Raw genomic sequence first — 26,975 nt, forward strand, 5'->3', positions numbered from 1 at the left:
CTGCGCCTACTGTCCTTCCACGGCGAGCCGCTCCAGGATCAGGTCCTTGACGCGAGCCGCGTCGGCCTGGCCCCGGGTGGCCTTCATGACCGCGCCGACCAGCGCGCCGACCGCGGCGACCTTGCCGTCGCGGATCTTGGCGGCGATCGCCTCGTTCTCGGCGATGGCCTGGTCGACCGCGGCGCCCAGCGCGGAGTCGTCCGAGACGACGGCCAGGCCGCGCTTCTCGACGATCTCGTCCGGCTCGCCCTCGCCGGCCAGCACGCCCTCGATGACCTGGCGGGCCAGCTTGTCGTTCAGCTTGCCCTCGGCGACCAGCGCGGTGACCCGGGCGACCTGCGCCGGGGTGATCGGCTGCTCGGCCAGCTCGGTGCCGGTCTCGTTGGCGCGGCGGGCCAGCTCGCCCATCCACCACTTGCGGGCCTGGTCGGCCGGGGCGCCGGCGGCGATGGTCTCCTGGATCGGCTCGACGGCGCCGGCGTTCAGCACCGACTGCATGTCCTTGTCCGACAGGCCCCACTCGGCCTGCAGCCGCGCCCGGCGGACCCGGGGCAGCTCGGGCAGCGCGGCGCGCAGCTCCTCGACCCACGCGCGGGAGGGCGCGATCGGCACCAGGTCCGGCTCCGGGAAGTACCGGTAGTCCTCGGCGTTGTCCTTGATCCGGCCGCTGGTGGTGGAGCCGTCCTCCTCGTGGAAGTGCCGGGTCTCCTGGACGATCGTGCCGCCGTCGACCAGCACCGTGGCGTGCCGCTGGATCTCGAACCGGGCGGCCCGCTCGACGCTGCGCAGCGAGTTGACGTTCTTGGTCTCCGAGCGGGTGCCGAAGGTCTCGGTGCCGTTCGGGCGCAGCGACAGATTGACGTCGCAGCGCATCTGGCCCTTGTCCATCCGGGCCTCGGAGACGCCCAGCGAGCGGATCACCTCGCGCAGCTCGGCGACGTACGCGCGGGCGACCTCGGGGGCCCGCTCGCCGGCGCCGGTGATCGGCTTGGTGACGATCTCGATCAGCGGGATGCCGGCCCGGTTGTAGTCCAGCAGCGAGTGGGTCGCACCGTGGATGCGGCCGGTCGCGCCACCGACGTGGCTGGACTTGCCGGTGTCCTCCTCCATGTGGGCGCGCTCGATCTCCACCCGGAAGGTCGAGCCGTCCTCCAGCTGCACGTCGAGGTAGCCGTTGAAGGCGATCGGCTCGTCGTACTGCGAGGTCTGGAAGTTCTTCGGCATGTCCGGGTAGAAGTAGTTCTTCCGCGCGAACCGGCACCACTCGGCGATCTCGCAGTTCAGCGCCAGGCCGATCTTGACGGCCGACTCCACGCCCACCGCGTTGACCACCGGCAGCGAGCCCGGCAGCCCCAGGCAGGTCGGGCAGACCTGGCTGTTCGGCTCGGCACCCAGCTCGGTCGAACAACCGCAGAACATCTTGGTCTTGGTACCCAGCTCGACGTGGACCTCCAGGCCCATCACCGGGTCGTACGACGCGAGAGCGTCCTCGTAGGAGACCAGGTTCTTGACGCTCACAGCGTCCCCTTCACTCAAAAGTCTTCGGTGGTGCGGGCCCGGCCCGTACCCCTTGAACAGCGGGGTACCGGCCGGGGCCTCAGGGGCTCGGTCAGCCCAGCAGGACGTCGTCGTCGCCGAGGCGGCGCAGCTCGCGCACCAGCAGGGCGGTGCCGGTGACCAGGGCGGCGGCGCCGACCAGGGCGTTGACCAGCTTCAGGGTGTCGCTCTCGTCGCGGGCCCTGCGGACGTCCTTGACGATGGAGATCGCGCCGAACGCGCTGGTCCCGATCGACAGCCACAGCCCGGGCTTCGAGTGCTTGAAGCCCTTGGCCTTCTCGATCTTGCTCACAGTGCCGGTGCCTCCTCCAGCAGGGGGTGCCCCCACTTGTCGTTGAGTGCGGCCTCGACGGCGCCGCCCACGCGGTACAGGCGGTCGTCCGCCATCGCGGGTGCGATGATCTGCAGGCCGACCGGGAGATTGTCCTCCGGAGCCAGGCCGCAGGGCAGCGACATCGCCGCGTTGCCCGCCAGGTTGGACGGAATCGTGCAGAGGTCGGCCAGATACATCGCCATCGGGTCGTCGGCGCGCTCGCCGATCGGGAAGGCGGTGGTCGGGGTGGTCGGCGAGACCAGGACGTCCACGCCGGCGAAGGCCGCGTCGAAGTCGCGGGAGATCAGCGTGCGCACCTTCTGGGCCGAGCCGTAGTAGGCGTCGTAGTAGCCCGAGGAGAGCGCGTAGGTGCCGAGGATGATGCGGCGCTTGACCTCGGGGCCGAAGCCGGCCTCGCGGGTCAGGGCGGTGACGTCCTCGGCGGAGCGGGTGCCGTCGTCGCCGACCCGCAGGCCGTAGCGCATCGCGTCGAAGCGGGCCAGGTTGGACGAGGCCTCGCTGGGCGCGATCAGGTAGTACGCGGGCAGCGCCAGGGTGAACGACGGGCAGGAGACCTCGACGACCTCGGCGCCCAGCTCGCGCAGCAGCTCCACCGACTCGTTGAAGCGCTGCATCACGCCGGCCTGGTAGCCCTCGCCGGCGAACTCCTTGACCACGCCGATCCGCATGCCGCGGACGTCGCGCCTCCGGGCGGCCTCGACCACGGCCGGGACCGGCGCGTCGATCGAGGTGGAGTCCAGCGGGTCGTGGCCGGCGATGGCCTCGTGCAGCAGCGCCGCGTCCAGCACGGTGCGGGCGCACGGGCCGCCCTGGTCCAGGCTGCTGGAGAAGGCCACCAGGCCGTAGCGGGAGACCGAGCCGTAGGTCGGCTTCACGCCGACGGTGCCGGTGACGGCGCCGGGCTGGCGGATCGAGCCGCCGGTGTCGGTGCCGATCGCCAGCGGGGCCTCGAAGGCGGCCAGCGCGGCCGCCGAGCCGCCGCCGGAGCCGCCGGGGATCCGGGAGAGGTCCCACGGGTTGCCGGTGGTGCCGTAGGCGGAGTTCTCGGTGGAGGAGCCCATCGCGAACTCGTCCATGTTGGTCTTGCCGAGGATGACGACGCCGGCGTCCTTGAGCCGCGAGGTCAGGGTGGCGTCGTACGGCGGGATCCAGCCCTCGAGGATCTTCGAACCGCAGGTGGTCGGCACGCCCTTGGTGGTGAAGACGTCCTTCAGCGCCAGCGGGACACCGGCCAGCGGGCCCAGCTCCTCGCCCTTGGCGCGCTTCTCGTCGACGACCCGGGCCGCGCTCAGCGCGCCCTCGGTGTCGACGTGCAGGAAGGCGTTGACCTTCTGGTCGACGGCCTCGATGCGGTCCAGGTGCGCCTGCGCGACCTCGACGGCGGAGACCTCGCCCTTGGCGATGGCGGCGGCCGTGTCGGCGGCCGTGTAACGGATCAGGTCGGTCATCTCGGTCAGTCCTCCCCGAGGATCTGCGGCACACGGAAACGCTGCTCCTCGGCGGCCGGGGCGCCGGCCAGCGCCTGCTCCGGGGTGAGCGACGGCCGGACCTCGTCCGCGCGCATGACGTTGGTCAGCGGCAGCGGGTGGGAGGTGGGCGGGACGTCCTGTCCGGCGACCTCGGAAACGCGGGCGACCGCGCCGATGATCACGTCGAGCTGCTCGGCGAAGTGGTCCAGCTCTTCGGCCTGCAACTCAAGACGCGACAGCCGAGCGAGGTGGGCGACCTCCTCGCGCGTGATGCCAGGCATGCAGCGATCCTCAGGGTGAGTTCTGGTGAGGCCCGGATCCGCCTTCCGGCGGCACCGGGCCCGGGCCGGGAGCGGCCGGTCCGGCGCTCCCGTCCTCGTGGTCTGTGGTGACCATCCTATGGGGCGCGGCCCGGCCACCGGCCAACGACCAGCGGTGGGCCCGGGTCACCACCGCCGCGCGCCGCCGCGCACCGCCGCTCACTGCGGGCGGGTCGGCGCCCAACTCTGCTGCTTGGGCGCCTGGATCTCCAGCGCGGCGGCCTGTACCGCCTGGATCACCGGCGGCAGCGCGGGCTTGATCACCGGCGGCAGCCGGTCGGCGGAGGCCGCGGCGAGCCGCTCCACCGGCGGGGCGCCGGTGCGGTGCACCCGCAGCCAGGCGGTGGCCTGCTCGGCCGGCAGCGCCGCCGACACCAGCCAGCCCTGCACGGCGTCCACGCCCATGCAGTTCAGCCGCTCCCAGGTCTCGTCGTCCTCGACGCCCTCGGCGACCACGGTCAGGCCGAGCGAGTGGGCCAGCTCGACCGAGCAGCGGACCACCGCCGCGTCGTGGTCGTCGGCGACCATCCGGGAGACGAAGGAGCGGTCGATCTTCAGCTCGCCGACCGGCAGGCTGCGCAGCCGCACCAGCGAGGAGTGGCCGGTGCCGAAGTCGTCCAGGGACATCCCGACGCCGTAGCCGCGCAGCTCGGCGAGGGTGTCGGCGGCCCGCCGGGAGTCGTCCAGCAGCAGCCGCTCGGTGATCTCCAGCTGGAGCGCGTGGGCCGGCACCTGGTGGCGCACGAGGTGGCCGGCGACCCGCTGGGCGAAGCCGGGGTTGAGCACGTCGCGCGGCGAGACGTTCACCGCGACCTGCACCTGGAGGCCCTGCTCGCGCCAGTGGGCGAGCTGGCCGACGGCGGCCTCCAGCACGTAGTCGGTGAGCCTGGGCATCAGCCCGCTGGACTCGGCGAGGCCGACGAACTCGTCCGGCGAGACCCGGCCCTGGCCGGGGCGCTCCCAGCGCAGCAGCGCCTCCAGCCCGACCACCCGGCCGTCGAAGGCCACCTTGGGCTGGTAGTGCAGCTGCACCTCGCCGGTCTCCAGGGCCCGCCGCAGGTCGCCCAGCAGGCCGATCCGGTACGGGGTGTCGGCGTCCTGCGCCTCGTCGTACTGCTCGACCGAGGTGCGGCCGCGCTGCGCGTGGCCCATCGCGACGTCGGCGCGGCGCAGCAGCGACTCGGCGTCCTGGGCGTGCTGCGGGAAGACGCAGACGCCGGCGCTGGCCTCCAGGACGAGCAGCAGGCCGTCCAGCCGGATCGGCGCGGCCAGTTCGGCGATCAGCGCCTTGGCCACCTTCTCCAGCGAGTCCGGGCAGCCGATGCCGGGCAGCAGCACGGCGAACTCGTCGCCGCCCATCCGGGCCACCATCGGGCGGCCCCGGTAGTGCCGGGGCAGGCCGGCGAAGACGTCGTCGATGGACTCGCGGGTGGCGCTGCCGGCCGCCCCGCCGGAGCGCAGGGCCCGGTGCAGCCGGCGGGCGATGTGGACCAGCAGCCGGTCGCCGGCGGTGTGGCCGAGGGTGTCGTTGAGCGATCGGAAGCGGTCGAGGTCGAGCAGGATCAGACCGACGCTGTAGCCCTCGGAGTGCTCGGCGATCGACTCCTGGGCGGCGAGGAGTAACGCCTGGCGGTTGGGCAGGTCGGTCAGCGGGTCGGTGAGCTGGTCGCGCGCCCGGTCACGGGCGATCCGCCAGGCGGCGACCAGGACGGCCAGCGGCACCGCGAACAGCGGCAGCAGTTCCGCCTCGTAGCGGTAGACCAGCACGGCCAGCGGGATGAGCGGCGCCGCGCCGGCCAGCAGCACGCCGAGCAGCAGGACGGCCCCCGCCACCCCGTGCGGCGGGCGTGTGGGAGCGCCGCCGGTCGTACGATCCATAAGCCCTGTCCTCCGTCGGGCCCGCCCCGTCAGGCCGCCTAGCGGTGAGGCACCGTACCGGTACCGGCAGCCTGCCGGGCATGGAGCGGCCCCCGGAGTCCGGCTCAGCCGGTACCCCCACCCCTGCTGACACTCTGTTGCGCTCCAGGGTATGCGCGGCCTCACCCGACGGGCAGACTTTCGGACAACCGGACATACGCCACCGCGCCCCGGTGCCGCACAGTGACACGATGCCCGTAAACACTGTGCGGCACCCGATGACGTTGCATCAGGACGATAACAAGCCGGATTCGGCGCTTCCGCGCGCGGGGTCAGTCCCCGGCGGGCTCGGCGGCGGGCTCCCCGGTGGGCTGCGTCTCCCCCTCGGCCTCCTTCGCGGCGGCGGCCTTCTTCTTCGCGGGCGCCTTCTTCACCGGCTCCTCCGGCGGCTCGGCCGGCAGCCCCAGGTGCACCCGGGCGGCGGCCGACCCCTGCTCCAGCAGGATCGCGAAGCCGTCGTCGTCGAGGACCGGCAGCCCCAGCTGGACGGCCTTGTCGTACTTGGACCCCGGGTTGTCGCCGGCGACCACGAAGTGGGTCTTCTTGGACACCGACCCGGTCACCTTCGCACCCCGCGAGGTCAGCGCCTCCTTGGCGCCGTCCCGGGTGTGCCCGGCCAGCGTGCCGGTGACGACGACCGTCAGCCCCTCCAGCGGGCGCTCGCCCTCCTCCTCGGTCGCCTCCTCGGTGAAGCGGACGCCGGCGGCGCGCCACTTCTCGACGATCTCCCGGTGCCAGTCCACCTGGTACCACTCGATGATCGACCGGGCGGTGCCCGCGCCGACGCCCTCGGTGGCGGCCAGCCGCTCCTCGCTCGCCGCGAAGATCGCGTCCAGGTCGCGGAACTCCCGGGCGAGGTCCTGGGCGGCCACCGGGCCGACGTGCCGGATCGAGAGGCCGTTGAGGAACCGCCAGAGCGGACGGTCCTTGGCCTTCTCGATGTTCTCCAGCATCAGCCCGGTGTTCTTCTTCGGCGCGCCGGCGGTGGTGGCGAAGAAGAACACCTCCTTCTCCTCGCCGGTCTCGTCGTCGAGCTTGGGCATACCGGTCTTCTGGTCGCGCACCAGCACCTTGATCGGGAGCAGCTGCTCGACCGTCAGGCCGAAGATGTCGCCCTCGTTGCCCACCGGCGCCTCGGCCGGCTCCAGCGGCTGGGTCAGCGCGGTGGCCGCGACATAGCCGAGGCCCTCGATGTCCAGCGCCGAGCGCCCGCCGAGGAAGGCGATCCGCTCGCGGATCTGGGCCGGGCAGAACCGGGCGTTGGGACAGCGCAGGTCGATGTCCCCCTCGGCCATCGCCCGCAGCTCGCTGCCGCACTCGGGGCAGTGCGAGGGCATCACGAACGCCTGCTCGGTGCCGTCCCGCAGGTCGTACACCGGGCCGAGGATCTCCGGGATCACGTCGCCGGCCTTGCGCAGCACCACGGTGTCGCCGAGCAGGACGTCCTTGGCCTTGACGACCTCCTGGTTGTGCAGGGTCGCGTACTGCACCATCGAGCCGGCCACCTTCACCGGCTCGGCGAGCACCGCGTACGGAGTGGCCCGGCCGGTGCGGCCGATGCCGACCTTGATCGCGGCCAGCTTCCCGGTGACCTCCTCCGGCGGGTACTTCCAGGCGATCGCCCAGCGCGGGGACTTCGAGGTGGAGCCGAGCCGGCCCTGCAGGGCGATCTCGTCCACCTTGACGACCACGCCGTCGATCTCGTGCTCGACCGAGTGCCGCTGCTCGCCGAAGTGCTTGATGAACGCGCGCACCTCCTCCAGCGTGCCGACCACCTTGTTGTGCCGGGCGGTCGGCAGGCCCCACTCGCGCAGCAGGTCGTAGGCGTGCGACTGGCAGTCGATGTCGAAGCCGGAGCGCGCGCCGATGCCGTGCACCACCATGTGCAGCGGGCGGGAGGCGGTGACCAGCGGGTCCTTCTGGCGCAGCGAACCGGCGGCGGCGTTCCGCGGGTTCATGAAGAGCCGGATCATCGCCCGGGGCCGCTTGCCCTCCTTGGCGCGCTCCTCGTTCTCCACCCGGCGGCGCTCGTTCTCCTCCGCGAAGGAGGCGTTGAGCGCTTCGAAGGCCTCGGTCGGGAAGTAGACCTCGCCGCGGATCTCCACCAGCGCCGGGACGTTGTCGCCCTGGAGCCGGTGCGGGATCTCCTTGATGGTGCGGACGTTGGCGGTGATGTCCTCGCCGACCCGGCCGTCGCCGCGGGTCGCCGCCTGCACCAACTGGCCGTTCTCGTAGGTGAGGTTGACGGCCAGGCCGTCCACCTTGAGCTCGCACAGGTAGTGGTACTCGATGCCGGACAGCTCGGTGGCGACCCGCTCGGCCCAGGCGGCCAGCTCCTCGTCGTCCATCGCGTTGTCCAGGCTGAGCAGCCGCTCCCGGTGCTCGACCGGGGCGAACAGCAGGGTCGGCGCGCCGCCGACCTTCTGCGAGGGCGACTCCGGGGTGATCAGCGCCGGGTGCTCGGCCTCCAACCCCTCCAGCTCGCGCATCAGCGCGTCGAACTCGGCGTCGCTGACGATCGGCGCGTCCTGCTCGTAGTAGCGGGCCCGGTGGTCCGTGATCTCGGCCGCCAGCTCGGCGTGCCGCTTGCGCACCTCCGCCGGGACGTCCTCCCAGCCCTCGACAGCCACCACCGCAAGCCCTCCGTCAATCTCTCATTCCGGGTTGTCCACCAGGCTCTGGGCCGCCTTCACGCTGAGTGACAACGCGGTGCGCGCATAAGCCGGGGAGGCCCCGGCCAGCCCGCAGGTCGGTGTCACCAGCACCCGGCGGCCCAGCAGCTCCGGGGCGAACCCGAGCCTGCGCCACAACGTCCTGACACCCTGGACACTACCGGCCGGGTCTGACAGTGCCCGGTCAGTGGAGGGGACGACACCCGCGAGGATCGCGGTGCCCGCCTCGACCGCCTCGCCGAGGTCGTCGTCCTCACGCTCGGTCAGCAACGAGAAGTCCAGCGAGACCCCGGCCACCCCGGCCCGGCGCAGCAGCGGCAGCGGCACCCGGGGTGCGCAGCAGTGCACCACCACGGGCGCGTCGAGCCCGCGGATCAGCTCGCGCAGCGCCTCCTCCGCCACCTGCCGGTCGACGGCGCGCAGCCGCTGGAAGCCGCTGGCGGTCTTCACCTCGCCGGCCAGCACGGCGGGCAGCGAGGGCTCGTCCAGCTGGAGCACCACCTCCGCGCCGGGGATCCGCTTGCGGACGTCGGCGAGGTGGCGGCGCAGGCCCTCGGTGAGCGAGCCGGCGACGTCCCGGCAGGCGCCGGGGTCGGCGAGCGCCTTCTCGCCGTGCTTGAGCTCGACGGACGCCGCCAGCGTCCACGGGCCGACCGCCTGCACCTTCAGCGCGCCCCGGTAGCCCTGGGTGAACTCCTCCAGCGCGTCCAGGTCCTCGCCGAGCCAGGAGTGGGCGCGCCGGGTGTCCCGGCCGGGGCGGTCGGTGAAGCGCCAGCCGCTCGGCTCGGTCTGCGCGAACAGCTCGACCAGCAGGCCGGCGGAGCGGCCGATCATGTCGGCGCCCGGTCCGCGGTCGGGCAGCTCCGGGAGGAACGGCAGGTGCTCCAGCGCACCGGTGGACGTCTTGGCGGCCTCCCGGGCGTCGGTGCCGGGCAGCGAGCCGACGCCGGTGGCGGCGCCGACCAGGTCGGGGAAGGGGTGTCCGTTGCTCACCCGCCCGAGCCTAGTGCGCGCCGCCGGCCGGCTCCGCTCAGCGTCCCGGGCGGACCGTGATGTCGGTGATCTCCGCGTCCCGGGAGGCGTCCAGCGCCGCCAGGACCGCCTTGGCCACCGACTCGGGCTCGATCCACTGGCCGGCGTCGTACGCCTTGCCCTCCTGCTGGTGCACCTTGGCCTGCATCGCGGTGGCGGTGCGGCCCGGGTAGACCGAGGCGACCCGCACGCCGTGGCCGTGCTCCTCCAGCCGCAGCGCGTCGGCGAGGGCCTTCAGCCCGTGCTTGCTCGCCGCGTACGCCGACCACTCGGCGCTCGCGCGCAGGCCGGCGCCGGAGTTCACGAAGACGACGTGCCCCTTCACCAGCCGCACCGAGGGCAGCAGCAGCCGGGTCAGCTCGGCGGGGGCGACCAGGTTGACGTTCAGGGTGTCCTGCCAGGCCTTGACCGGCAGGTCGCCGACCGGGCCCAGCTCGACCATGCCGGCCACGTGCAGCAGCGAGTCCAGCTCGACCGGCAGCGTCTGGTGCCCGAAGGCCCAGGACAGCTTGCCCGGGTCGGCGAGGTCGCCGACCAGGGTCCTCGCGCCGGGGAACCGCTCGCGCAGTTCGGCGGCGCGGCGGGCGTCACGGGCCAGCAGCCAGAGCTCGTCGCCGCGTTCGGCGAGACGTTCGGCGAGGACGGCGCCGATGCCGGAGCCGGCGCCGGTGATCAGATGAGAGGCCATGGTCCCGATCCTCTCAGGCCTTCAGCTGCTCGAAGACCTGGGCCGGGGTGTCGGCGAAGGTGACCAGCTCGGCGAGCGGGCGGGGCAGGAAGCCCTCGGCGTCCATCCGCTCCAGCTGGGTGCGCAGGCCCGCGTAGAAGCCCTCGGTGTCCAGCACGACCACCGGCTTGTCGTGCAGCGCGTGCTTCTTGAGCTCCAGCACCTCGGTGACCTCGTCCAGCGTGCCCAGCCCGCCGACCAGCACGACCACCGCGTCCGCCCGGGACAGCAGCATCGCCTTGCGCTCCGCGAGGTCGGCGGTGGTGACCAGCTCGTCGGCCCCCTGGTACGCCTTGTGCTTCAGGAACTCGACGGAGATCCCGACCAGCCGCCCGCCGGCCGCCTTCACGCCGTCCGCCAGCGTCCCCATCAGGCCGGCGTTCGAACCACCCCACACCAGGGTGTGCCCACCCTCCCCGAGGAGCCGGGCGAACTCGTCGGCGGGAGCGGAGTAGCGGTCGTCGAGCGAGGCGGCGGAGCAGAAGACACAGATATCCATAGTGCTATCGGTCTATCACGACGGCCGATTCGCCCACTACCCAATTGACGGGCAGCCGGCTCGGCTGTGACGACGGCTGGGTCTGCGTCCACGCCGAGGGTCAGGAGCCGTACGGGACGGGCGGCGCCAAGCCCAGCATGAACCCGAAGGGCCCGGGAACCGGGATCTCGCCGCCGGACCGGGCGAGCCCGCGGTCAGGCGGGGACCGCGGGGCGGTGGGTGGTGGCGATGGTGGCGGAGCCGATGACACGGGGGCCGTCGTAGAGGACGACGGCCTGGCCGGGGGCGATGCCGCGGGCGGGGGTGTCGAGGGTGACGTGGAGGGTGTCGTCGACGACCGAGGCGGTGACGGGGACCTCCTCGCCGTGGGCGCGGAGCTGGGCGGTGTAACGGCCGTCGGCCGGCGGCTCGGTGCCGCACCAGCGGGGGCGGATGGCGGTGAGGCCGGTGACGTCCAGGCCCTCCACCGGGCCGACCGTGACGGTGTTGTGCACCGGGGAGATGTCGAGGACGTAGCGCGGCTTGCCGTCGGCGGCCGGGCGGCCGATCCGCAGGCCCTTGCGCTGGCCGATGGTGAAGCCGTACGCGCCGTCGTGCTCGCCGAGCTTGGTGCCGTCGACGTCCAGGATGTCGCCGGTGGCGGTGCCGAGGTGCTTGGCCAGGAAGCCCTGGGTGTCGCCGTCCGCGATGAAGCAGATGTCGTGCGAGTCCGGCTTCTTGGCGACGGCCAGGCCGCGCCGCTCGGCCTCCTCGCGGATGACGTCCTTGGTGGTGTCGCCGAGCGGGAAGAGCGAGTGGGCGAGCTGGTCGGCGTCGAGCACACCGAGCACGTAGGACTGGTCCTTGGCCGCGTCGACGGCCCGGTGCAGCTCGCGCGAGCCGTCCGGGAGGTCGACGATCCGGGCGTAGTGGCCGGTGCAGACGGCGTCGAAGCCGAGGGCGATCGCCTTGTCCAGCAGCGCGGCGAACTTGATCTTCTCGTTGCAGCGCAGGCACGGGTTGGGGGTGCGCCCGGCCGCGTACTCGGCGACGAAGTCGTCGATGACGTCCTCGCGGAAGCGCTCGGCGAGGTCCCAGACGTAGAACGGGATGCCGATCACATCGGCGGCGCGGCGCGCGTCCCGGGAGTCCTCGATGGTGCAGCAGCCGCGCGCGCCGGTCCGGAAGGACTGCGGGTTGCTGGAGAGCGCCAGGTGCACGCCGGTCACCTCGTGCCCGGCTTCGACGGCTCGGGCGGCGGCGACGGCGGAGTCCACCCCGCCGGACATCGCCGCGAGCACGCGCAGGCGGCCAGTGGCGGACGGAGCGGTCGGGGCACCCGGGAAGTCAGTCATGATGCCACCAAGAGTACGTGGTCCCGGCGAGCGCCCGCCCTCGGAAAAACCTACCGCCGGACGGCCGCCAGGCCCGCGTTGCGGGCGCGCTGGACGGCCGGGGCGATCGCCTCCGCGAGGGTGGTGACGTCCTCCCTGACCGACGTGTGGCCGAGCGAGAAGCGCAGCGAGGCACGGGCCAGCAGCGGGTCGACGCCCATCGCCAGCAGCACATGGCTGGGCTGCGGGACGCCGGCCGAGCAGGCCGAGCCGGTGGAGCACTCGATGCCCTGGGCGTCGAGCAGCATCAGCAGCGCGTCGCCCTCGCAGCCGGGGAAGGAGAAGTGCGCGTTGGCGGGCAGCCGCCCCTCGGCCGCCGGGTCGCCGTTGAGCACCGCGTCCGGGACGGCGGCCAGCACCGAGGCGACCAGCTCGTCGCGGAGCGCTCCCAGCGTGACGGCGTGCTCCGCGCGCCGCTCGACGGCGACGGCCGCCGCCGCGGCGAAGCCGGCCGCGCCGGGCGCGTCCAGGGTGCCGGAGCGGACGTCGCGCTCCTGGCCGCCGCCGTGCAGCAGCGGGACGGGCGTCGCGCCGCGCGACAGCAGCAGCGCGCCGATGCCGAACGGGCCGCCGATCTTGTGGCCGGTGACGGTGAGCGCGGTGAGCCCGGAGCCGGCGAAGGAGACCGGGACCTGGCCGAGCGCCTGCACCGCGTCGGCGTGCACCGGGATGCCGTACTCGGCGGCCACGGCCGCGAGTTCGGCGACCGGCTGGACGGTGCCGACCTCGTTGTTCGCCCACATGACGGTGACCAGCGCGACCGAGGCCGGGTCCCGCTCGATCGCCTCGCGCAGCGCCGCCGGGTGGACCCGGCCGTACGCGTCCACCGGCAGGTAGTCGACGGTCGCGCCCTCGTGCTCGGCGAGCCAGTGCACCGCGTCCAGCACCGCGTGGTGCTCGACCGGACTGCACAGCACCCGGGTGCGGGCCGGGTCGGCGCCGCGGCGGGCCCAGTACAGGCCCTTGACGGCCAGGTTGTCGGACTCCGTGCCGCCGCCGGTGAGGACGATCTCGCTGGGCCGGGCGCCGAGCGACTCGGCCAGCGACTCGCGGGCCTCCTCGACCACGCGGCGGGCCCGGCGACCGGACGCGTGCAGGGAGGAGGCGTTGCCGACGACCCCCAGGTGCGCCGTCATCGCGGCGATCGCCTCGGGCAGCATCGGCGTGGTCGCCGCATGGTCCAGGTATGGCATAACCATCCGATTGTAGAGGCCCCCCGGCCGACACCGGACCGGCACGGACGGACGCGGTCCGCCGCATCGGGCCGCGGCCGACCACATCGAGCCGCACCGAACCGATCCGGCCACCGGACGCCGCGCACCGCGCCGCTGCCCGTCCGGGCAACCCCGGTACGGGGCCCGGTCCACCAGCGGTTAGCCTGACGGCCACCACCACGCGGCCGGACCGGAACCAGGGAGTTGGGGGCGGAATGTCGCAGTCCCTCGATCGCGCCCTGACCCTGCTCGGCTCGCTCGGCGACGGCCCGGTCACCCTGGGGCAGGCCGCCACCTCGATCGGCGTGCACAAGTCCACCGCGCTGCGCCTGCTGCGCACGCTGGAGGAGCACGGGTTCGTCCACCGGCTCTCCGACCGCCGCTACCGGCTCGGCGGCCGGGTGCTGTCGCTGGCGCAGCGGGCCCTGCAGGAGATCGACGTGCGGCAGGTCGCCGCGCCGTACCTGGCGGCGCTGCACGAGCGCTTCGGCTGCACGGTGCAGCTGGCGGTGCTGCAGGACGACGAGGTGCTGTACCTGGACGAGCTGACCGGGCGGTGGAGCACCGCGGCCGGTCTGCCGACCCGGATCGGACGGCGGGCGCCGGCCGCCGGGACGGCGATCGGCCGGGTGCTGCTGGCCGGGCTGCCGCAGGACGGCCGGGCGGAGGAGGAGCTGCCGGACGATCTGGCGGCGGTGCGCCGGCGGGGCTGGGCGGCGGAGTCGGCCGGGCACCTGGAGGCGGTGACCAGCGTGGCGGCGCCGGTGGCGGGCAGCGACCGGCGGGCGGTCGCGGCGTGCGCGCTCTCGGCGCCGGCGGACCGGGTGTCGCCGGCCGAGCTGGTACGGCTGGTGCCGGAGCTGCTCTGCACGGCGGAGGCGATCTCGCTGGCGTACGGCGGCTCGCCTACTCCTCGCTGGTGCGAGAACCGTTGCGGTGCCAGGCCCGTGGTGCGCGCCAGCCGTACTTGAGGGCGAGCATCCGCAGGACGAACGCGGTGAGCGCGGCGGCGGTGCCGGTGGCGGCGGTGAGGCTGTCGAGCGCGATCAGGACGGCGACCAGGGCGGCGCCGACCAGCGCGGGCACCGCGTAGATCTCGCGGTCCCAGCGGAGCAGCGAGGGGATCTCGCCGGCCAGGACGTCGCGCATCACACCGCCGCCGGCGGCGGTGACCATGCCGAGGGCGACGGCGGAGACGGCACCGAGGCCGAAGTCGTGGGCCTTGGCGGTGCCGGTGACGCAGAACAGGCCGAGGCCGAGCGCGTCCAGGGTCTGCACGGCGCGGTTGATCCGTTCGACCTCGGGGTGCAGGAAGAAGACGACCAGGGCGGCGATCAGCGGGTCGACGAAGTAGCCGAGGTTGGTGAAGGCGGCGACCGGGGTGGCCCCGATGACGAGGTCGCGCATCACACCGCCGCCGAGCGCGGTGACCTCGGCGAGCACACAGATGCCGAAGATGTCCATGTTCTTGCGGACGGCGAGCAGCCCTCCGGAGAGGGCGAAGACGAAGATGCCGACGAGGTCCAGCGACTGCTGCACGTCGGAGGGGAAGATCTGCGAGGTCACCGCACCAGTGTGACCCGGCCGAGCCTCCCCTCCGATCGGGCGGTCAGGCGGAGGCGAGCGTCTTGCCCCCCGCGGCGGCGTTCTCCGGGAAGTGGCAGGCCACCTGGTGCCCCGCCGCGGCGGCGGCGAGCGGCGGCTCCTGGCTCGCGCAGATCTCCTGGGCCTTCCAGCAGCGGGTGCGGAAGCGGCAGCCGCTGGGCGGGTTGATCGGCGAGGGCACGTCGCCCTTGAGCAGGATCCGCTCGCGCCCGGCGCGCTGCCGGCGGCGCGGGTCGGGCACCGGCACGGCGGACATCAGCGCGGTGGTGTACGGGTGCATCGGGCTGCGGTAGAGCGAGTCCCGGTCGGCGATTTCGACGATCTTGCCGAGGTACATCACCGCGACCCGGTCGGAGACGTGCCGGACCACCGAGAGGTCGTGCGCGATGATCAGGTAGGTCAGGCCGAGCTCCCGCTGGAGGTCGTCGAGCAGGTTGACCACCTGGGCCTGGATGGAGACGTCGAGCGCCGAGACCGGCTCGTCCGCGACGATCATCTTGGGCCGCAGGGCGAGCGCCCGGGCGATGCCGATGCGCTGGCGCTGGCCGCCGGAGAACTCGTGCGGGTAGCGGTTGTAGTGCTCGGGGCTGAGCCCGCACAGCTCCAGCAGCTCCTGGACGGCCTTCTTGATCCCGCCCTCGGGCTCGGCCTTCTGCAGCCGGAACGGCGCGCCGACGATGGTGCCGACGGTGTGCCGGGGGTTCAGCGAGGAGTACGGGTCCTGGAAGATCATCTGGATGTCGCGGCGCAGCGGCCGCATCGCCCCGACGCCCAGGTGGGTGATGTCGGTCCCCTCGAACTCGACCGTCCCGCCAGTGGGTTCGTCGAGCCGGGTGACCAGCCGGCCCATCGTCGACTTGCCGCAGCCGGACTCGCCGACGACGCCCAGGGTCTCGCCGGCGTGGACGGTGAAGTCGATGCCGTCGACCGCCCGGACGGCGCCGGTCTGGCGCCGCAGCAGGCCGCTGTGGATGGGGAAGTGCCGGGTCAGACCGGTCACCTTGAGCAGCGGCCGCCGGTCCGAGGCGGGCGTCTGCGCAGGAATGCCCGCCGCCTGAGTGTCCGTCATCGGTTCTCTCCAGAAAGGTGGTACGAGGCCGGGCTCACAGCCGGGGCGCGATCTCTTCGGCGAAGATGCGGTGCCGCTCGGCGAGCGCGAGGTGGCAGGCGGCGTGGTGTCCGGGCGCGACCTCGGTGAGACCCGGGGTCTCCTCGGTGGAGCGCCCGCCGGTCAGCCCGGCGTAGGGGCAGCGCGGGTGGAAGGCACAGCCGGACGGCACGTTGATCAGGCTGGGCGGGGTGCCCTTGACCGGGACGAGGCGGTCCTGCAGCTCACGGTCGAGGCGCGGCATCGAGCCCAGCAGGCCCCAGGTGTAGGGGTGCTCGGGCGCGTCGAAGAGGGTCTCGGCCGGGCCGCGCTCGACGCACTTGCCGCCGTACATGACGAGGATGTCGTCGGCGAGCTCGGCGACCACCCCGAGGTCGTGGGTGATGATGATGACGGCCGAGCCGAACTCCTCCTGGAGGTCCCGGATGAGGTCCAGGATCTGCGCCTGGACGGTGACGTCCAGGGCGGTGGTGGGCTCGTCGGCGATCAGCAGCGAGGGGTCGTTGACCAGCGCCATGGCGATCATCGCGCGCTGGCGCATGCCGCCGGAGAACTGGTGCGGGTAGTCGTCGACCCGGCGGTCGGGCTGTGGAATGCCGACCCGGTCCAGCATCTCGACGGCGCGGGCGCGGGCCTGCTTCTTGCTCGCCTGCGGGTGGTGGACCCGGTAGGCCTCGACGATCTGCTGCCCCACCGTGTAGTAGGGGTGCATCGCGGTGAGCGGGTCCTGGAAGATCATCGCCATCTGCCGGCCGCGCAGCTCGCGGACCCGGTCCGGCCCCGCCGAGATCAGTTCCTCGCCGTCGAGCCGGATCTCGCCGGTGATCCGGGCCCGCTTGGAGCGGTGCAGGCCCATGATGCCGAGCGAGGTGACGGACTTGCCGGAGCCGGACTCGCCGACGATGCCGAGGGTGCGGCCCTTGGCGAGGTCGAAGCTGACCCCGTCGACGGAGCGGACCAGGCCGTCGTCGGTGTCGAAGTGGATCCGCAGGTCCCGCACCGAGAGGAAGGCCTCCTGGCCGCCCGGGGCGGCCGCGCGGGCCGGGGTCTTCTGGAGCTCGGTCACGACAGCCTCACCCGGGGGTCGACAGCGGCGTACAGGAGGTCAACCACGAGGTTGCAGAGGACGATGAAGAAGGCGGCGAGCAGGGTGACGCCGAGGATCTTCGGCAGGTCGTTGTCGGAGATCGCCTGGACGGCGAACTGGCCGACGCCCTGGAGCGAGAAGACCTGCTCGGTGATCAGCGCGCCGCCGAGCAGCAGGCCGAGGTCCATGCCGAAGATGGTGACGATCGGGGTGAGCGCGGCGCGCAGCCCGTGCCGGGTGACGACCTTGGACTCGGCCAGGCCCTTGGCCCGGGCGGTGCGGATGTAGTCCTCGCTCATCGTCTCCAGCATTCCGGCCCGGGTGAGCCGGGCGTAGAGCGCGGAGTAGAGGAAGGCCAGCGAGATCCACGGGAGGATCAGGTTGCGGGCCCACATCAGCGGGTTGTCGGTGAAGTCGACGTACTGGAGGTTGTCCAGGATCGGCCACTCGTAGCTGAACACGGTGAGCAGCAGCGCGCCGGTGAAGAAGACCGGCAGCGAGACGCCGGCGAGCGCGATGCCCATCGAGAGCCGGTCGAAGATCGAGCGCGGCTTGAGCGCCGAGATCACACCGGTGGTGACGCCGGAGGTCAGCCAGACCACCGCGGCGCCGATGGCCAGCGAGATGGTGACCGGGATCCGCTTGGTCAGCTCGGGCCAGACCTCCAGGTGGTTCTTGAAGGAGTAGCCGAAGCAGGGCACGTGGCAGGTGGCCGGTTCCGGGCCGAACTTGTACTCGGCGCCGGTGACCAGGGCCTTGAGGAAGTTCCAGTACTGGGTGTACAGCGGCTGGTCGAGGCCGAGGTTCTGCTTGACCGCCTGGATCGCCTCGGGAGACGGGTTCTTCCCGATGTACTGGGTGGCCAGCTGGTCGACCGTCTCGCCGGCGAGGCGCGGGAGCAGGAAGAAGATCGCGAAGGTGACCGCGCTGACGACCAGCAGCAGCACCGCGGCCGCGAGGATCCTGCGGATGATGTAGGCAAACACAGTTGGTCGGCTCCGGCCGCCCGCCGCCGTCCGGGGTCCTCCGGACGGCGGCGGGCGCCGCTGCCTTCACCTGCCTTCAGGGATGCGGAGCCAGGCTCTTACTTGGTGGTGCCGATGTTCAGGTAGTCGTACTCACCCGAGAAGGCCGGCGTGGACACGAGGTTGGTGGCGTTCTCCGGGCGGTACAGGAAGACCTTGAAGTCGGTCAGCGGGACGTAGACCGCCTGCTCCATGACCTTCTTGTCGATGTCGCCGTAGATCTTCTCGCGGGCCGCCCGGTCCGGGTTGGTGGCGGCCTCGTCGAGCAGCTTGTTGATCGTGGGGTCGTTCAGCGACGCCAGGTTGCTGTTGCCGGAGGCCTTGATCGCGCGGCCGTCGACGATCTGCTGCAGGAAGCCGTAGCCGGTCGGCCAGTCGGCGCCCCACTGCATCATCATCAGGCCGATGTTGTGCTCCTTGGCGAACGCCGGAGCACCGGCGCTGTCGGCCAGGTACTTGCCCTGCGGGAACTGCTGGATCTCGGCGTTGATGCCGACCTTCTTCAGCGCGGCCTGGATCGAGGTGGCGGCGGCGACCTCGGTGGCGCGCTCGGTGCGGGCGGAGAGCACGGTGTTGATGCTGTCCTTGCCGCAGGCCTTCAGGGCCTCCTTGGCCTTGGCCTCGTCACCCTTGTTGTCCTTGGTCTCCCAGACGTTGAAGTCCTGGTGGCCCGGGATGTCCGGCGGGAGCACGGTGTTGGCGACCTGGCCGCGGACCGGGCCGCCGAGCGCGGTCTGCACCGAGACCTTGTCGACCGCGTACTGGACGGCCTTGCGGCACTCGATGTTGTCGAACGGCGCCACATCGGTGTTGATCGCCATGTAGACCAGGCGGCCGCCGTAGGCGTTGTCGGTGTTGGCCTTCAGCTTCGGGTTCTGCAGGATCTGCGCCTGGGTCTGCGGGTCGACACCGCCGCCCACCAGGTCGACCTGGGCGTTGCCGGCCAGCAGGTCCTTGTCGATGGTGGCCTGGTCGATGTTCATCCGCAGCACGATCTTGTCCGGCAGCTGCTTGCGGATCGGGTCGGTGGCCGGGTCCCAGTTGGTGTTCGGGACCAGGACGGCCTGCTTGCCGTCCTCGTAGGACTCGAACTTGAAGGAGCCGGAGGAGGCGATCTTCTTGACGTACTCGGCGCCGGTGTCCTTGGCCTGCGGGACCGGGGCCGTCTGCGGGGCGCTGACCAGGTAGTCGAAGTCGGCGAAGGCGTGCTTCAGGTGGAAGACGATGGTGAGGTCGTCGGGCGTCTCGATCGACTTCAGGTCGCCGGTCTTGTCCTTGTACGGACCCGCGTACGGCGCGTCCGGGTTGTCGACCAGCAGCTCCTTGAAGTACGTCGGGCCGTTGGAGTTGACGTCCGGCGCGAAGTTGGAGCGCTCGACGGCGTACTTGACGTCCTTCGAGGTGATCGGGGTGCCGTCGTCGTACTTCAGGCCCTTGCGCAGCTTGTACGTCCAGGTCAGGCCGTCCGCGCTGACCTGGCCGAGCGACTCGGCGAGGTCCGGGACCAGCTTGTTGCCCGCCTCGCCGGCGCCCGGCTGGAAGGTGGTGAGCGGACGGCCGTACAGGCGCGAGAAGTTGTAGATGTACGCGTAGTACGTGTTGCCCGGGTCGAGCGAGTCCGGGGCACCCTTCATCTCGAAGGTGACCGTCCCGCCCTTCTTGTCCGAGGCGTTGACGATGTTCTTGGTGGCCGCGTTGGCCCCGGAGCCGCCGCCGGCCTCGGTGCCGCCGGTGGCGGTGGACTTGGCGTCGTCGCTCTTCGAGCTCGACGAGCAGCCGGTGACGACCAGCACCGCGGAGGCGGCGAGGGCGGTCAGCGCGACGGTACGGGACCTACGCATGGGTGAGATCAACCCCTTGAGGAAGTGGTGGCCGAACGAGGGATCCTGACGCTTGGTCAGTTGCTCTTGGGATCGAGGGCGTCACGCAGCCCGTCGCCGAGCAGGTTGAAGGCGAGCACGGTGAGGAAGATCGCCAGACCGGGGACCACCATGTACTGGGGGTCCACCTGGTAGTACCGGATCGCGTCCTGGAGCATGCCGCCCCAGGAGGCCTGCGGAGGCTGGATGCCGACGCCGAGGAAGCTCAGCCCGGCCTCGAAGAGGATGTTGGTCGGGATCAGCAGGGTCGAGTAGACCAGGATCGGACCGACCAGGTTGGGCAGCAGTTCCTTGAACAGGATGAACGGCCCCCGGGCGCCCAGGCTGCGGGCCGCGTAGACGAACTCGCGCTCGCGCAGGGAGAGGGTCTGTCCGCGCACGATCCGGCCGATGTAGGGCCAGTTGAAGAAGCCGATCACGAAGATCAGCACCATGATGTGCAGCGGGAGGCCGTGCAGGCCGAACGCGCCGCCCTGCAGCGAGGTCGAGATCGCGATGGCGAAGAGCAGCAGCGGGAAGGCGAGGAAGACGTCCATCACCCGGCTGATCAGGGTGTCCACCCAGCCGCCGTAGTAGCCGGCCATGATGCCGAGCACGGTGCCGATGGTGTTGGACAGCACGGTCGCGCCGAAGGCGACCAGCAGGGAGACCCAGGAGCCCTCGATGACCCGGGTGAGCAGGTCGCGGCCCTGCAGCGGGTCGACGCCGAGCGGGTGGTCCCAGCTCATGCCGCCCCAGTCGCCCATCGGCAGTCCGCCGAGGTCGGCGTCCAGCAGGTCCTGGTGGAGGGCGTCGGGGTCCAGGCCGAAGACCGACTCGATCGGCTTGGCCAGCACGGCGAGCAGGATCAGCAGGATCACCACGATGCCGCCGGCGACGGCGGCCTTGTCCCGTTTGAAGCGGGTCCAGGCGATCTGGCCGAGCGAGCGGCCCTCGATCTTCTTGGCCGGGCTCGCGGCGGCGTCTGCCCCCGGTGCGTTGCCGGCGGTCTTGATGGGTGCGGTCATGGTCAGTTCGGTCCCCTCGCCGACGGTGGCCGGCCCACGGGTGCCGGACGCCGGGATCGGCGGCTCGGCTGGTGCGGACGTGCTTGGGTGCGGACATGCGGAAGTGCAGGTACGGGGGTGTTCCCAGCGGTACGACGTGCTCAGTACTGCTGCCACGCGGGATGGGCGTCACGTGGATGATGCGGCCCGTCAGCGCGTCCGCCTTTGTGAGGCGCCAACCACGCGCGGTGGGCTGTTGCAGAACTCTCTGCCATCCGAACTGGCTTACGCCAGCCCTGACAACCGACAGATGCCCAACTGTGATCTGTCCGCATGCACCTCCACGATCTTCGGCATATCCCTCTTCACACAGCTGTAACAGCCATGTCAAGATGTCTGCCACCCACTTCGGCGAGATCGTCCGGAAAAACGCCGAAACCGGCCTGACAAGGTGTCAAGCCGGTTCCGGTGGTCGGCGTTTGGCGCGTTCGTCCGGTCAGCGACCGGGGTAGCCGGGCCACGGCTGCTGGGGCGGCGGCTGCTGCCCGGGCCAGCCCGGTGCCGGCGGATGCGTGCCGTAGCCGAAGCCCTGACCCTGGGCCGGGCCCTGCTGCGAGGCGTACGGCGGCGGGGGCACCGGCGGGTACGGGCCCGTCTGCGGCCGGCCGTGCCCGGCCGCCTCCCGGTCGTAGAACGGGCGCGCGTTGGCCCGCATCCACAGCGCCACCGGGTCGTACTCGTCCGCCATCGCCACCGTCGAGACCGCGAGGCCCTCCGGCGCGACCGCGATCGCCCGCTGCATCAGCGCCCGCACGGCCTCCACCGTGGGCGGCGAACTCTCGTACAGGTCCAGACCGATGGCCAGGTACGGCTCGCCCACCGACGGGCGCACCCAGGCCCGGCGCAGCGCCTTCACCGCGCGCACCTCGGCCGCCTGCCGCTCCAGCAGCGCGAAGAACTGCTGCGCCGGCACCTGCGGCTCGCTCAGCTTCAGCGGCCCGGCCGGCAGGCGGTCCAGGCCCGCCGCGACCCGCCGCAGGTCCGCCCACGGCACGCCCACCCCGCCGCCCGGGGCGTGCGGGTTCAGCCACAGGCCCCACCGGGTCCGGTACAGCGAGGCCGCGATCTCCCGGCCGGTGATCACCTCGTGCGCCCGCGCCCAGCCGGACGCCGCCAGCTGCTCGGGCGAGGTGACGGCCGGCGCGTAGCCGTGACCGCTGATCTCCATGTTCCCGTACTGGGCGTCCGGACTGCCCGGCGTGCCGTGCCAGAGCAGCATCCAGACCCGGCCCTCGGCGAGCGCGTGCAGCATCGTCTCGTAGGCCTCGTAGCGCTCCGGCGCCACCTCGCGCAGCGCGCGTTCCAGCGCGCCCGGATCCGGGCGTCCGGTGGGCGCCTGGCCCCAGGGCCCCGGTGCACCGCCAGCTACCGATCCCGCACTCATGCGCCCACCTCGCTGCGCTTCTTCGTTCCTCGTCCGTCACCGGCGGCCCGGCGGCCGTCAGCACGCACCCTATGGGGCGGCCGCCGACCGCCGCCACGCCGACGTGCCAGGGTTCGTACCGCCGCCGGATCAGCCCCGCACGTAGAACGGCGCGACCCGGTTCACCAACCAGTCGACCACCGGATCGTCCGCGAGGTCGAGCAGTACGAGGTGGACGCCGCCGGGCAGCGGCGCGGTTCCCAGCGCTCGCCCCAATGCCTCGTTCACCGCGGCCGGGTCGGCCGGGGCCCCCGGGTCCAGCTGGACGCCCACGAACATCACGGTCGGCTCGCCCTCGACGCTCGCCAGCGCCCGCCGCGCGGTCAGCACCCCCGGCAGCGCCGCGAGTTCGCCGCGGCAGGCGGCCAGGAACGCCTCCGGGTCCTCCCCCGGCACCGGCTCGCGCAGCGCCACCCGGCCGCCGCCCTCCGGCGCGTCCGGGGCGGCGTCCCAGCGGTCCTCGCGCGGCCCGCGGCGCAGTTCGGCCACGCCCTCCGGCGGCACCGGGATGCCCACCGCCGCCTCGGGGTTCACCGCGATCCCCACGCCCAGCGGCAGGCCGCGGGCGAACTCCCACACCGGGGCGACCGCGAACGGCATCCCCGGCGCCTGCTGGAGGAAGACCTCCTGGGAGGAGAACACCGGGACATAGGGGTCGCCGGCCAGTTCGATGATCGGCAGGTCCAGTGACTGCCCCTGCGGGTCGCCGCCCGACGGCAGCGGGATCCAGACCTGGCTGCGCGCCAGCACCTCGATCACCCGGGGGGTGGCGCCCGGGTCGCCGAGCGCGGCGGTGAGCACCTGCTCCAGCTCATTGGCCGGCCACGCGCCGCCCGGCGGCATCGCTTCCGCCCCGCCCCACCCCTGCTGCTCCACCGGGTACCCCATGCGCCGCCGTACCGCCCTCTGCTCGCCGATGCCCGCAGCCTAGCGTTTCGGCCCCTCCCCCCGACGGGCGAGGCGGCACCCGGCGAGCGAGCCTGCGGGCCGCGCCGGGTCGGAGCGGCCCGCAGGCGAGCCGAGCGCACCCGGCGAGCGAGCCGAAGGGCCGCGCCGGTGCCGAAAGGGAGGAGCGACAAGCGAGCGACGGAGGAGGGAGTGCCGGAGCGAGGAGCGTCGGCGCCGGGTCGGAGCGGCCCGGAGGCGAGCCGAGCGCACCCGGCGAGCGAGCCGAGCGCAGAAAGAGGCCCGCGTGATGGAGGGCCCCCTCCCCTTGTTCCCGTGGACGTGCCATGATGTGCGCGTCTGCGGTGGCATCCACCCAGGCCCCGTCAACTCCATACCGGCCGCTCGAACCCGCGCGGGAGAGTCCGGAGCGCCCCCGTCAGGAGGCGCAGCCGGCGCCGAAGGAGCAAGTCCTCCCCGGAATCTCTCAGGCACCCCTACCGCACGGGTTAGGCACATCTGGAAAGCGGCGAACGGCCCTGCCGTCCGCCCACCCACGGTGCAAGCCGCCATGCTGTCCTCACAGGGCAGTGGACGGTGAAGCTCTCAGGTTCGACGACAGATGGGGAGACCCAGCCGCCGCATGCCCGCGTGCAGGGTCCGCCGCCCTCGAAACGGGGCCGGTCCCGGCGCGCGCACCCCTGAGTGCCCCGACCGAGGAGTTCCTGGCCATGTCGTCCCTCCGCCTCACCGCGCTCGACGCGCTGCACCGCGCCCTCGGCGCCACCATGACCGACTTCGCCGGCTGGGACATGCCGCTGCGCTACGGCAGCGAGCGCGAGGAGCACCTCGCCGTCCGCACCAAGGCGGGCCTGTTCGACCTCTCCCACATGGGCGAGATCACCATCACCGGCCCGCAGGCCGGCGAGATGCTGGACCACGCCCTGGTCGGCTTCGTCTCCGCGCTCGGCGAGCTGCGCGCCCGCTACACCATGATCTGCGCCGAGGACGGCGGCATCCTGGACGACCTGATCGTCTACCGCCTGCGCGAGGACGCCTTCCTGGTCGTCGCCAACGCCTCCAACGCCCAGCTGGTGCTGGACGAGCTGATCGCCCGTGCCAAGGGCTACAACGCCGTCGTCTCCGACGACCGCGACGCCTACGCGCTGATCGCCGTCCAGGGCCCGGAGTCCACCGCGATCCTGGCCGGCACCACCGAGGCCGACCTGCCCGGCCTGAAGTACTACGCGATCCTCCCGGCCCAGGTGGCCGGCCGCGACGTGCTGCTCGCCCGCACCGGCTACACCGGCGAGGACGGCTTCGAGATCTTCTGCAACCCGGGCGACGCCGAGCAGATCTGGCAGGCGCTGACCGAGGCCGGCGCCGACCGCGGTCTGATCCCCTGCGGCCTGTCCTGCCGCGACACGCTGCGCCTGGAGGCCGGCATGCCGCTGTACGGCCACGAGCTGTCCACCGACCTGACCCCGTTCGACGCGGGCCTCGGCCGGGTGGTCCGCTTCGACAAGACCACCAACGAGGGCGCCTTCGTCGGCCGCAAGGCCCTGGAGCGGGCCGCCGCCGAGGCCGAGGCCAACCCGCCGCGGGTGCTGGTCGGCCTGGTCTCCGAGGGCAAGCGGGTGCCGCGCGCCGAGTACACCGTGGTCTCCGCCGACGGCGAGCCGATCGGCCGGATCACCTCCGGCGCGCCCTCCCCCACCCTGGAGAAGCCGATCGCGATGGCCTACGTGGACGCCGCCCACGCCGCCCCCGGCTCCACCGTCGCGGTGGACGTGCGCGGCAAGCACGAGCCGGTCCAGGTCGTGGCGCTGCCGTTCTACAAGCGCGCCCGCTGACCCGTCCCCCACCTGTTTCCCCGCGAGGAACGTCCGCGCGCCGGGCCGCTTCGTCGTACCCGCTTCCCATCCTGGAGAATGACGCCATGAGCAACCCCCAGCACCTGCAGTACACCGCGGAGCACGAGTGGCTGACCGCCGCCGACGCCGACGGTGTGTCCACGATCGGCATCACCCAGCACGCCGCCGACGCCCTCGGTGACATCGTCTACGTGGAGCTCCCCGAGGTGGGCGCCACCGTGACCGCCGGTGAGACCTGTGGCGAGCTGGAGTCGACCAAGTCGGTCAGCGACCTGTTCTCGCCGGTGACCGGTGAGGTCACCGAGGTCAACGAGGACGTCAAGAACGACAACAGCCTGGTCAACGGCGAGCCGTTCGAGGGTGGCTGGCTGTTCAAGGTCCGCGTCGAGTCGACCGGTCCGCTCCTGAGCGCCGACGAGTACACCGCGCTCACCAACCCCTCGGCCTGAGCCACCGCCGGGGGCGGCCGCCGCACCCGCGGCCGCCCCCTGGCCAAGCCTCCCCCTCTCCTCCCGGGAAGACCCCACCATGACGGTTCTGAACCAGTCCCTGCACGCCCTCGACCCGGAGATCGCCGCCGCGGTCGACGCCGAGCTGCACCGCCAGCAGACCACCCTGGAGATGATCGCCTCCGAGAACTTCGCCCCGGTGGCGGTCATGGAGGCCCAGGGCTCGGTGCTGACCAACAAGTACGCCGAGGGCTACCCCGGCCGCCGCTACTACGGCGGCTGCGAGCACGTCGACGTGGTCGAGCAGATCGCGATCGACCGGATCAAGGCCCTGTTCGGCGCCGAGCACGCCAACGTCCAGCCGCACTCCGGCGCGCAGGCCAACGCCGCCGCGATGTTCGCGCTGATCAAGCCGGGCGACACCATCCTGGGCCTGAACCTGGCCCACGGCGGTCACCTGACCCACGGCATGAAGATCAACTTCTCCGGCAAGCTCTACAACGTGGTGCCGTACCACGTGAACGACAAGAGCGGCCAGGTCGACATGGAGGAGGTCGAGCGCCTCGCCAAGGAGCACCAGCCGCAGCTGATCATCGCCGGCTGGTCCGCCTACCCGCGCCAGCTCGACTTCGCCGAGTTCCGCCGGATCGCCGACGAGGTCGGCGCGCTGCTGATGGTCGACATGGCCCACTTCGCCGGCCTGGTCGCCGCGGGCCTGCACCCCAACCCGGTGCCGTTCGCGGACGTGGTCACCACCACCACCCACAAGACCCTGGGCGGCCCGCGCGGCGGCGTCATCCTCTCCAAGGCCGAGCACGCCAAGAAGATCAACTCCGCGGTCTTCCCCGGCCAGCAGGGCGGCCCGCTGGAGCACGTCATCGCCGGCAAGGCCGTCGCCTTCAAGGTCGCCGCCTCGGAGGACTTCAAGGAGCGCCAGCAGCGCACCCTGGACGGCGCCCGGATCCTCGCCGAGCGCCTGCTCCAGGACGACGTCACCGAGGCCGGCGTCTCCGTGCTGTCCGGCGGCACCGACGTCCACCTGGTCCTGGTCGACCTGCGCAACAGCGAGCTCGACGGCCAGCAGGCCGAGGACCGCCTGCACGAGGTCGGCATCACGGTCAACCGCAACGCCATCCCGAACGACCCGCGCCCGCCGATGGTCACCTCCGGCCTGCGGATCGGCACCCCGGCGCTCGCCACCCGCGGCTTCCAGGCCGAGGACTTCCGCGAGGTCGCCGACATCATCGCCGAGGCCCTGAAGCCGGCCTTCGACGAGGGCACCGCCGAGGCGCTCAAGGCCCGGGTCACCGCCCTGGCCGAGAAGTACCCGCTCTACCCGAACCTGTAAGTCCTGTCGTTCGGCCTCCGGTGACCGGGCTCACGCCGCCCGGACACCGGGGATTCCGGGGCACCGCGCACACTGGAGAGTGCGCGCGGTGCCCCGTCCCGTGTCGCCGCCCGACCGACCCGTCCAGCCAC

The 26,975-nt window shown here is 72.3% G+C and carries 23 protein-coding genes and 1 riboswitch; of the genes, 4 read left to right on the top strand and 19 right to left on the bottom strand.

The window, feature by feature from the left end:
* Positions 1-6: 6 nt before the first annotated feature.
* The 11 genes from gatB to ABTX81_RS26595 form a co-directional block, all read right to left on the bottom strand.
* On the bottom strand, positions 7-1,518 hold the full coding sequence (gatB, locus tag ABTX81_RS26545; protein WP_350550175.1) for an Asp-tRNA(Asn)/Glu-tRNA(Gln) amidotransferase subunit GatB: 1,512 nt from the start codon (positions 1,516-1,518) through the stop codon (positions 7-9).
* 91 nt (positions 1,519-1,609) lie between these two features.
* Entirely contained in the window at positions 1,610-1,849 is a 240-nt protein-coding gene (locus ABTX81_RS26550) for a hypothetical protein (RefSeq protein WP_350550178.1), read from the bottom strand.
* Positions 1,846-3,339, bottom strand: a complete 1,494-nt coding sequence (gene gatA / locus ABTX81_RS26555; RefSeq protein WP_350550180.1) for an Asp-tRNA(Asn)/Glu-tRNA(Gln) amidotransferase subunit GatA — start codon at positions 3,337-3,339, stop codon at positions 1,846-1,848. Before gatA ends, ABTX81_RS26550 begins: the two co-directional genes overlap by 4 nt.
* Positions 3,340-3,344: 5 nt before the next feature.
* Positions 3,345-3,641 carry an Asp-tRNA(Asn)/Glu-tRNA(Gln) amidotransferase subunit GatC gene (gene gatC / locus ABTX81_RS26560; protein WP_035845952.1) on the bottom strand — a complete coding sequence of 99 codons (297 nt, stop codon included), beginning with the start codon at positions 3,639-3,641 and terminating at the stop codon, positions 3,345-3,347.
* A 198-nt stretch (positions 3,642-3,839) separates the two neighbouring features.
* On the bottom strand, positions 3,840-5,558 hold the full coding sequence (locus ABTX81_RS26565) for a putative bifunctional diguanylate cyclase/phosphodiesterase (RefSeq protein WP_502892864.1): 1,719 nt from the start codon (positions 5,556-5,558) through the stop codon (positions 3,840-3,842).
* Positions 5,559-5,869: 311 nt separating this feature from the next.
* The gene (gene ligA / locus ABTX81_RS26570) at positions 5,870-8,227 is read right to left on the bottom strand and encodes an NAD-dependent DNA ligase LigA (RefSeq protein ID WP_350550342.1); all 2,358 of its coding nucleotides are present in this window, start codon (positions 8,225-8,227) and stop codon (positions 5,870-5,872) included.
* 24 nt (positions 8,228-8,251) lie between these two features.
* Complete coding sequence (locus ABTX81_RS26575; RefSeq protein ID WP_350550184.1) at positions 8,252-9,262, bottom strand: methionine synthase; 1,011 nt, start codon at positions 9,260-9,262, stop codon at positions 8,252-8,254.
* 37 nt (positions 9,263-9,299) lie between these two features.
* Positions 9,300-9,989 (bottom strand): SDR family oxidoreductase, encoded by a 690-nt coding sequence (locus tag ABTX81_RS26580; RefSeq protein WP_350550187.1) that lies wholly within the window; start codon positions 9,987-9,989, stop codon positions 9,300-9,302.
* Between the two features lie 13 nt (positions 9,990-10,002).
* Complete coding sequence (locus ABTX81_RS26585) at positions 10,003-10,527, bottom strand: LOG family protein (RefSeq protein WP_350550189.1); 525 nt, start codon at positions 10,525-10,527, stop codon at positions 10,003-10,005.
* Positions 10,528-10,721: 194 nt separating this feature from the next.
* Complete coding sequence (gene mnmA, locus ABTX81_RS26590) at positions 10,722-11,861, bottom strand: tRNA 2-thiouridine(34) synthase MnmA (protein WP_350550192.1); 1,140 nt, start codon at positions 11,859-11,861, stop codon at positions 10,722-10,724.
* 50 nt (positions 11,862-11,911) lie between these two features.
* The gene (locus tag ABTX81_RS26595; RefSeq protein ID WP_350550195.1) at positions 11,912-13,093 is read right to left on the bottom strand and encodes a cysteine desulfurase family protein; all 1,182 of its coding nucleotides are present in this window, start codon (positions 13,091-13,093) and stop codon (positions 11,912-11,914) included.
* 236 nt (positions 13,094-13,329) lie between these two features.
* On the opposite strand from ABTX81_RS26595, the gene ABTX81_RS26600 reads away from it, so the two are divergent.
* Positions 13,330-14,085, top strand: a complete 756-nt coding sequence (locus ABTX81_RS26600) for an IclR family transcriptional regulator (RefSeq protein ID WP_350550197.1) — start codon at positions 13,330-13,332, stop codon at positions 14,083-14,085.
* Here ABTX81_RS26600 and ABTX81_RS26605 read toward each other — a convergent pair.
* From ABTX81_RS26605 to ABTX81_RS26640, 8 genes are all read right to left on the bottom strand, one after another.
* On the bottom strand, positions 14,021-14,680 hold the full coding sequence (locus ABTX81_RS26605) for a trimeric intracellular cation channel family protein (RefSeq protein ID WP_350550200.1): 660 nt from the start codon (positions 14,678-14,680) through the stop codon (positions 14,021-14,023). The genes ABTX81_RS26600 and ABTX81_RS26605 overlap by 65 nt on opposite strands.
* A gap of 43 nt (positions 14,681-14,723) precedes the next feature.
* Complete coding sequence (locus ABTX81_RS26610) at positions 14,724-15,788, bottom strand: ABC transporter ATP-binding protein (RefSeq protein WP_350550203.1); 1,065 nt, start codon at positions 15,786-15,788, stop codon at positions 14,724-14,726.
* Positions 15,789-15,822: 34 nt separating this feature from the next.
* On the bottom strand, positions 15,823-16,893 hold the full coding sequence (locus ABTX81_RS26615; protein WP_350550205.1) for an ABC transporter ATP-binding protein: 1,071 nt from the start codon (positions 16,891-16,893) through the stop codon (positions 15,823-15,825).
* Positions 16,890-17,900 carry an ABC transporter permease gene (locus ABTX81_RS26620; protein ID WP_350550208.1) on the bottom strand — a complete coding sequence of 337 codons (1,011 nt, stop codon included), beginning with the start codon at positions 17,898-17,900 and terminating at the stop codon, positions 16,890-16,892. The genes ABTX81_RS26615 and ABTX81_RS26620 overlap by 4 nt, the downstream gene beginning before the upstream one ends.
* A gap of 98 nt (positions 17,901-17,998) precedes the next feature.
* Entirely contained in the window at positions 17,999-19,780 is a 1,782-nt protein-coding gene (locus ABTX81_RS26625; RefSeq protein ID WP_350550211.1) for an ABC transporter substrate-binding protein, read from the bottom strand.
* Between the two features lie 56 nt (positions 19,781-19,836).
* Positions 19,837-20,826, bottom strand: a complete 990-nt coding sequence (locus ABTX81_RS26630; RefSeq protein ID WP_350550214.1) for an ABC transporter permease — start codon at positions 20,824-20,826, stop codon at positions 19,837-19,839.
* A gap of 475 nt (positions 20,827-21,301) precedes the next feature.
* Positions 21,302-22,249 carry an enhanced serine sensitivity protein SseB gene (locus ABTX81_RS26635; RefSeq protein ID WP_502892865.1) on the bottom strand — a complete coding sequence of 316 codons (948 nt, stop codon included), beginning with the start codon at positions 22,247-22,249 and terminating at the stop codon, positions 21,302-21,304.
* Between the two features lie 129 nt (positions 22,250-22,378).
* The gene (locus tag ABTX81_RS26640; RefSeq protein ID WP_350550217.1) at positions 22,379-23,176 is read right to left on the bottom strand and encodes an enhanced serine sensitivity protein SseB; all 798 of its coding nucleotides are present in this window, start codon (positions 23,174-23,176) and stop codon (positions 22,379-22,381) included.
* Positions 23,177-23,579: 403 nt separating this feature from the next.
* Positions 23,580-23,686: riboswitch (glycine riboswitch) on the top strand.
* A 218-nt stretch (positions 23,687-23,904) separates the two neighbouring features.
* On the opposite strand from ABTX81_RS26640, the gene gcvT reads away from it, so the two are divergent.
* The 3 genes from gcvT to glyA all read left to right on the top strand — a co-directional run bounded on the left by gcvT (position 23,905) and on the right by glyA (position 26,844).
* Entirely contained in the window at positions 23,905-25,026 is a 1,122-nt protein-coding gene (gene gcvT / locus ABTX81_RS26645; RefSeq protein WP_350550220.1) for a glycine cleavage system aminomethyltransferase GcvT, read from the top strand.
* Positions 25,027-25,112: 86 nt separating this feature from the next.
* Complete coding sequence (gene gcvH, locus ABTX81_RS26650; protein WP_350550222.1) at positions 25,113-25,496, top strand: glycine cleavage system protein GcvH; 384 nt, start codon at positions 25,113-25,115, stop codon at positions 25,494-25,496.
* 79 nt (positions 25,497-25,575) lie between these two features.
* Complete coding sequence (gene glyA / locus ABTX81_RS26655; protein WP_350550224.1) at positions 25,576-26,844, top strand: serine hydroxymethyltransferase; 1,269 nt, start codon at positions 25,576-25,578, stop codon at positions 26,842-26,844.
* Positions 26,845-26,975: the final 131 nt, after the last annotated feature.

Source organism: Kitasatospora sp. NPDC097605 (assembly GCF_040302725.1).
Classification (GTDB): domain Bacteria; phylum Actinomycetota; class Actinomycetes; order Streptomycetales; family Streptomycetaceae; genus Kitasatospora.

Coding starts and splice junctions, on each gene's coding strand:
- gatA (WP_350550180.1), bottom strand. CDS start 3,339: ATGACCGACCTGATCCGTTACACGGCCGCCGACACGGCCGCCGCCATC.
- gatC (WP_035845952.1), bottom strand. CDS start 3,641: ATGCCTGGCATCACGCGCGAGGAGGTCGCCCACCTCGCTCGGCTGTCG.
- ABTX81_RS26565 (WP_502892864.1), bottom strand. CDS start 5,558: ATGGATCGTACGACCGGCGGCGCTCCCACACGCCCGCCGCACGGGGTG.
- ABTX81_RS26580 (WP_350550187.1), bottom strand. CDS start 9,989: ATGGCCTCTCATCTGATCACCGGCGCCGGCTCCGGCATCGGCGCCGTC.
- ABTX81_RS26585 (WP_350550189.1), bottom strand. CDS start 10,527: ATGGATATCTGTGTCTTCTGCTCCGCCGCCTCGCTCGACGACCGCTAC.
- mnmA (WP_350550192.1), bottom strand. CDS start 11,861: ATGACTGACTTCCCGGGTGCCCCGACCGCTCCGTCCGCCACTGGCCGC.
- ABTX81_RS26595 (WP_350550195.1), bottom strand. CDS start 13,093: ATGCCATACCTGGACCATGCGGCGACCACGCCGATGCTGCCCGAGGCG.
- ABTX81_RS26600 (WP_350550197.1), top strand. CDS start 13,330: ATGTCGCAGTCCCTCGATCGCGCCCTGACCCTGCTCGGCTCGCTCGGC.
- ABTX81_RS26610 (WP_350550203.1), bottom strand. CDS start 15,788: ATGACGGACACTCAGGCGGCGGGCATTCCTGCGCAGACGCCCGCCTCG.
- ABTX81_RS26625 (WP_350550211.1), bottom strand. CDS start 19,780: ATGCGTAGGTCCCGTACCGTCGCGCTGACCGCCCTCGCCGCCTCCGCG.
- ABTX81_RS26630 (WP_350550214.1), bottom strand. CDS start 20,826: ATGACCGCACCCATCAAGACCGCCGGCAACGCACCGGGGGCAGACGCC.
- ABTX81_RS26635 (WP_502892865.1), bottom strand. CDS start 22,249: ATGAGTGCGGGATCGGTAGCTGGCGGTGCACCGGGGCCCTGGGGCCAG.
- ABTX81_RS26640 (WP_350550217.1), bottom strand. CDS start 23,176: ATGGGGTACCCGGTGGAGCAGCAGGGGTGGGGCGGGGCGGAAGCGATG.
- gcvT (WP_350550220.1), top strand. CDS start 23,905: ATGTCGTCCCTCCGCCTCACCGCGCTCGACGCGCTGCACCGCGCCCTC.
- gcvH (WP_350550222.1), top strand. CDS start 25,113: ATGAGCAACCCCCAGCACCTGCAGTACACCGCGGAGCACGAGTGGCTG.
- glyA (WP_350550224.1), top strand. CDS start 25,576: ATGACGGTTCTGAACCAGTCCCTGCACGCCCTCGACCCGGAGATCGCC.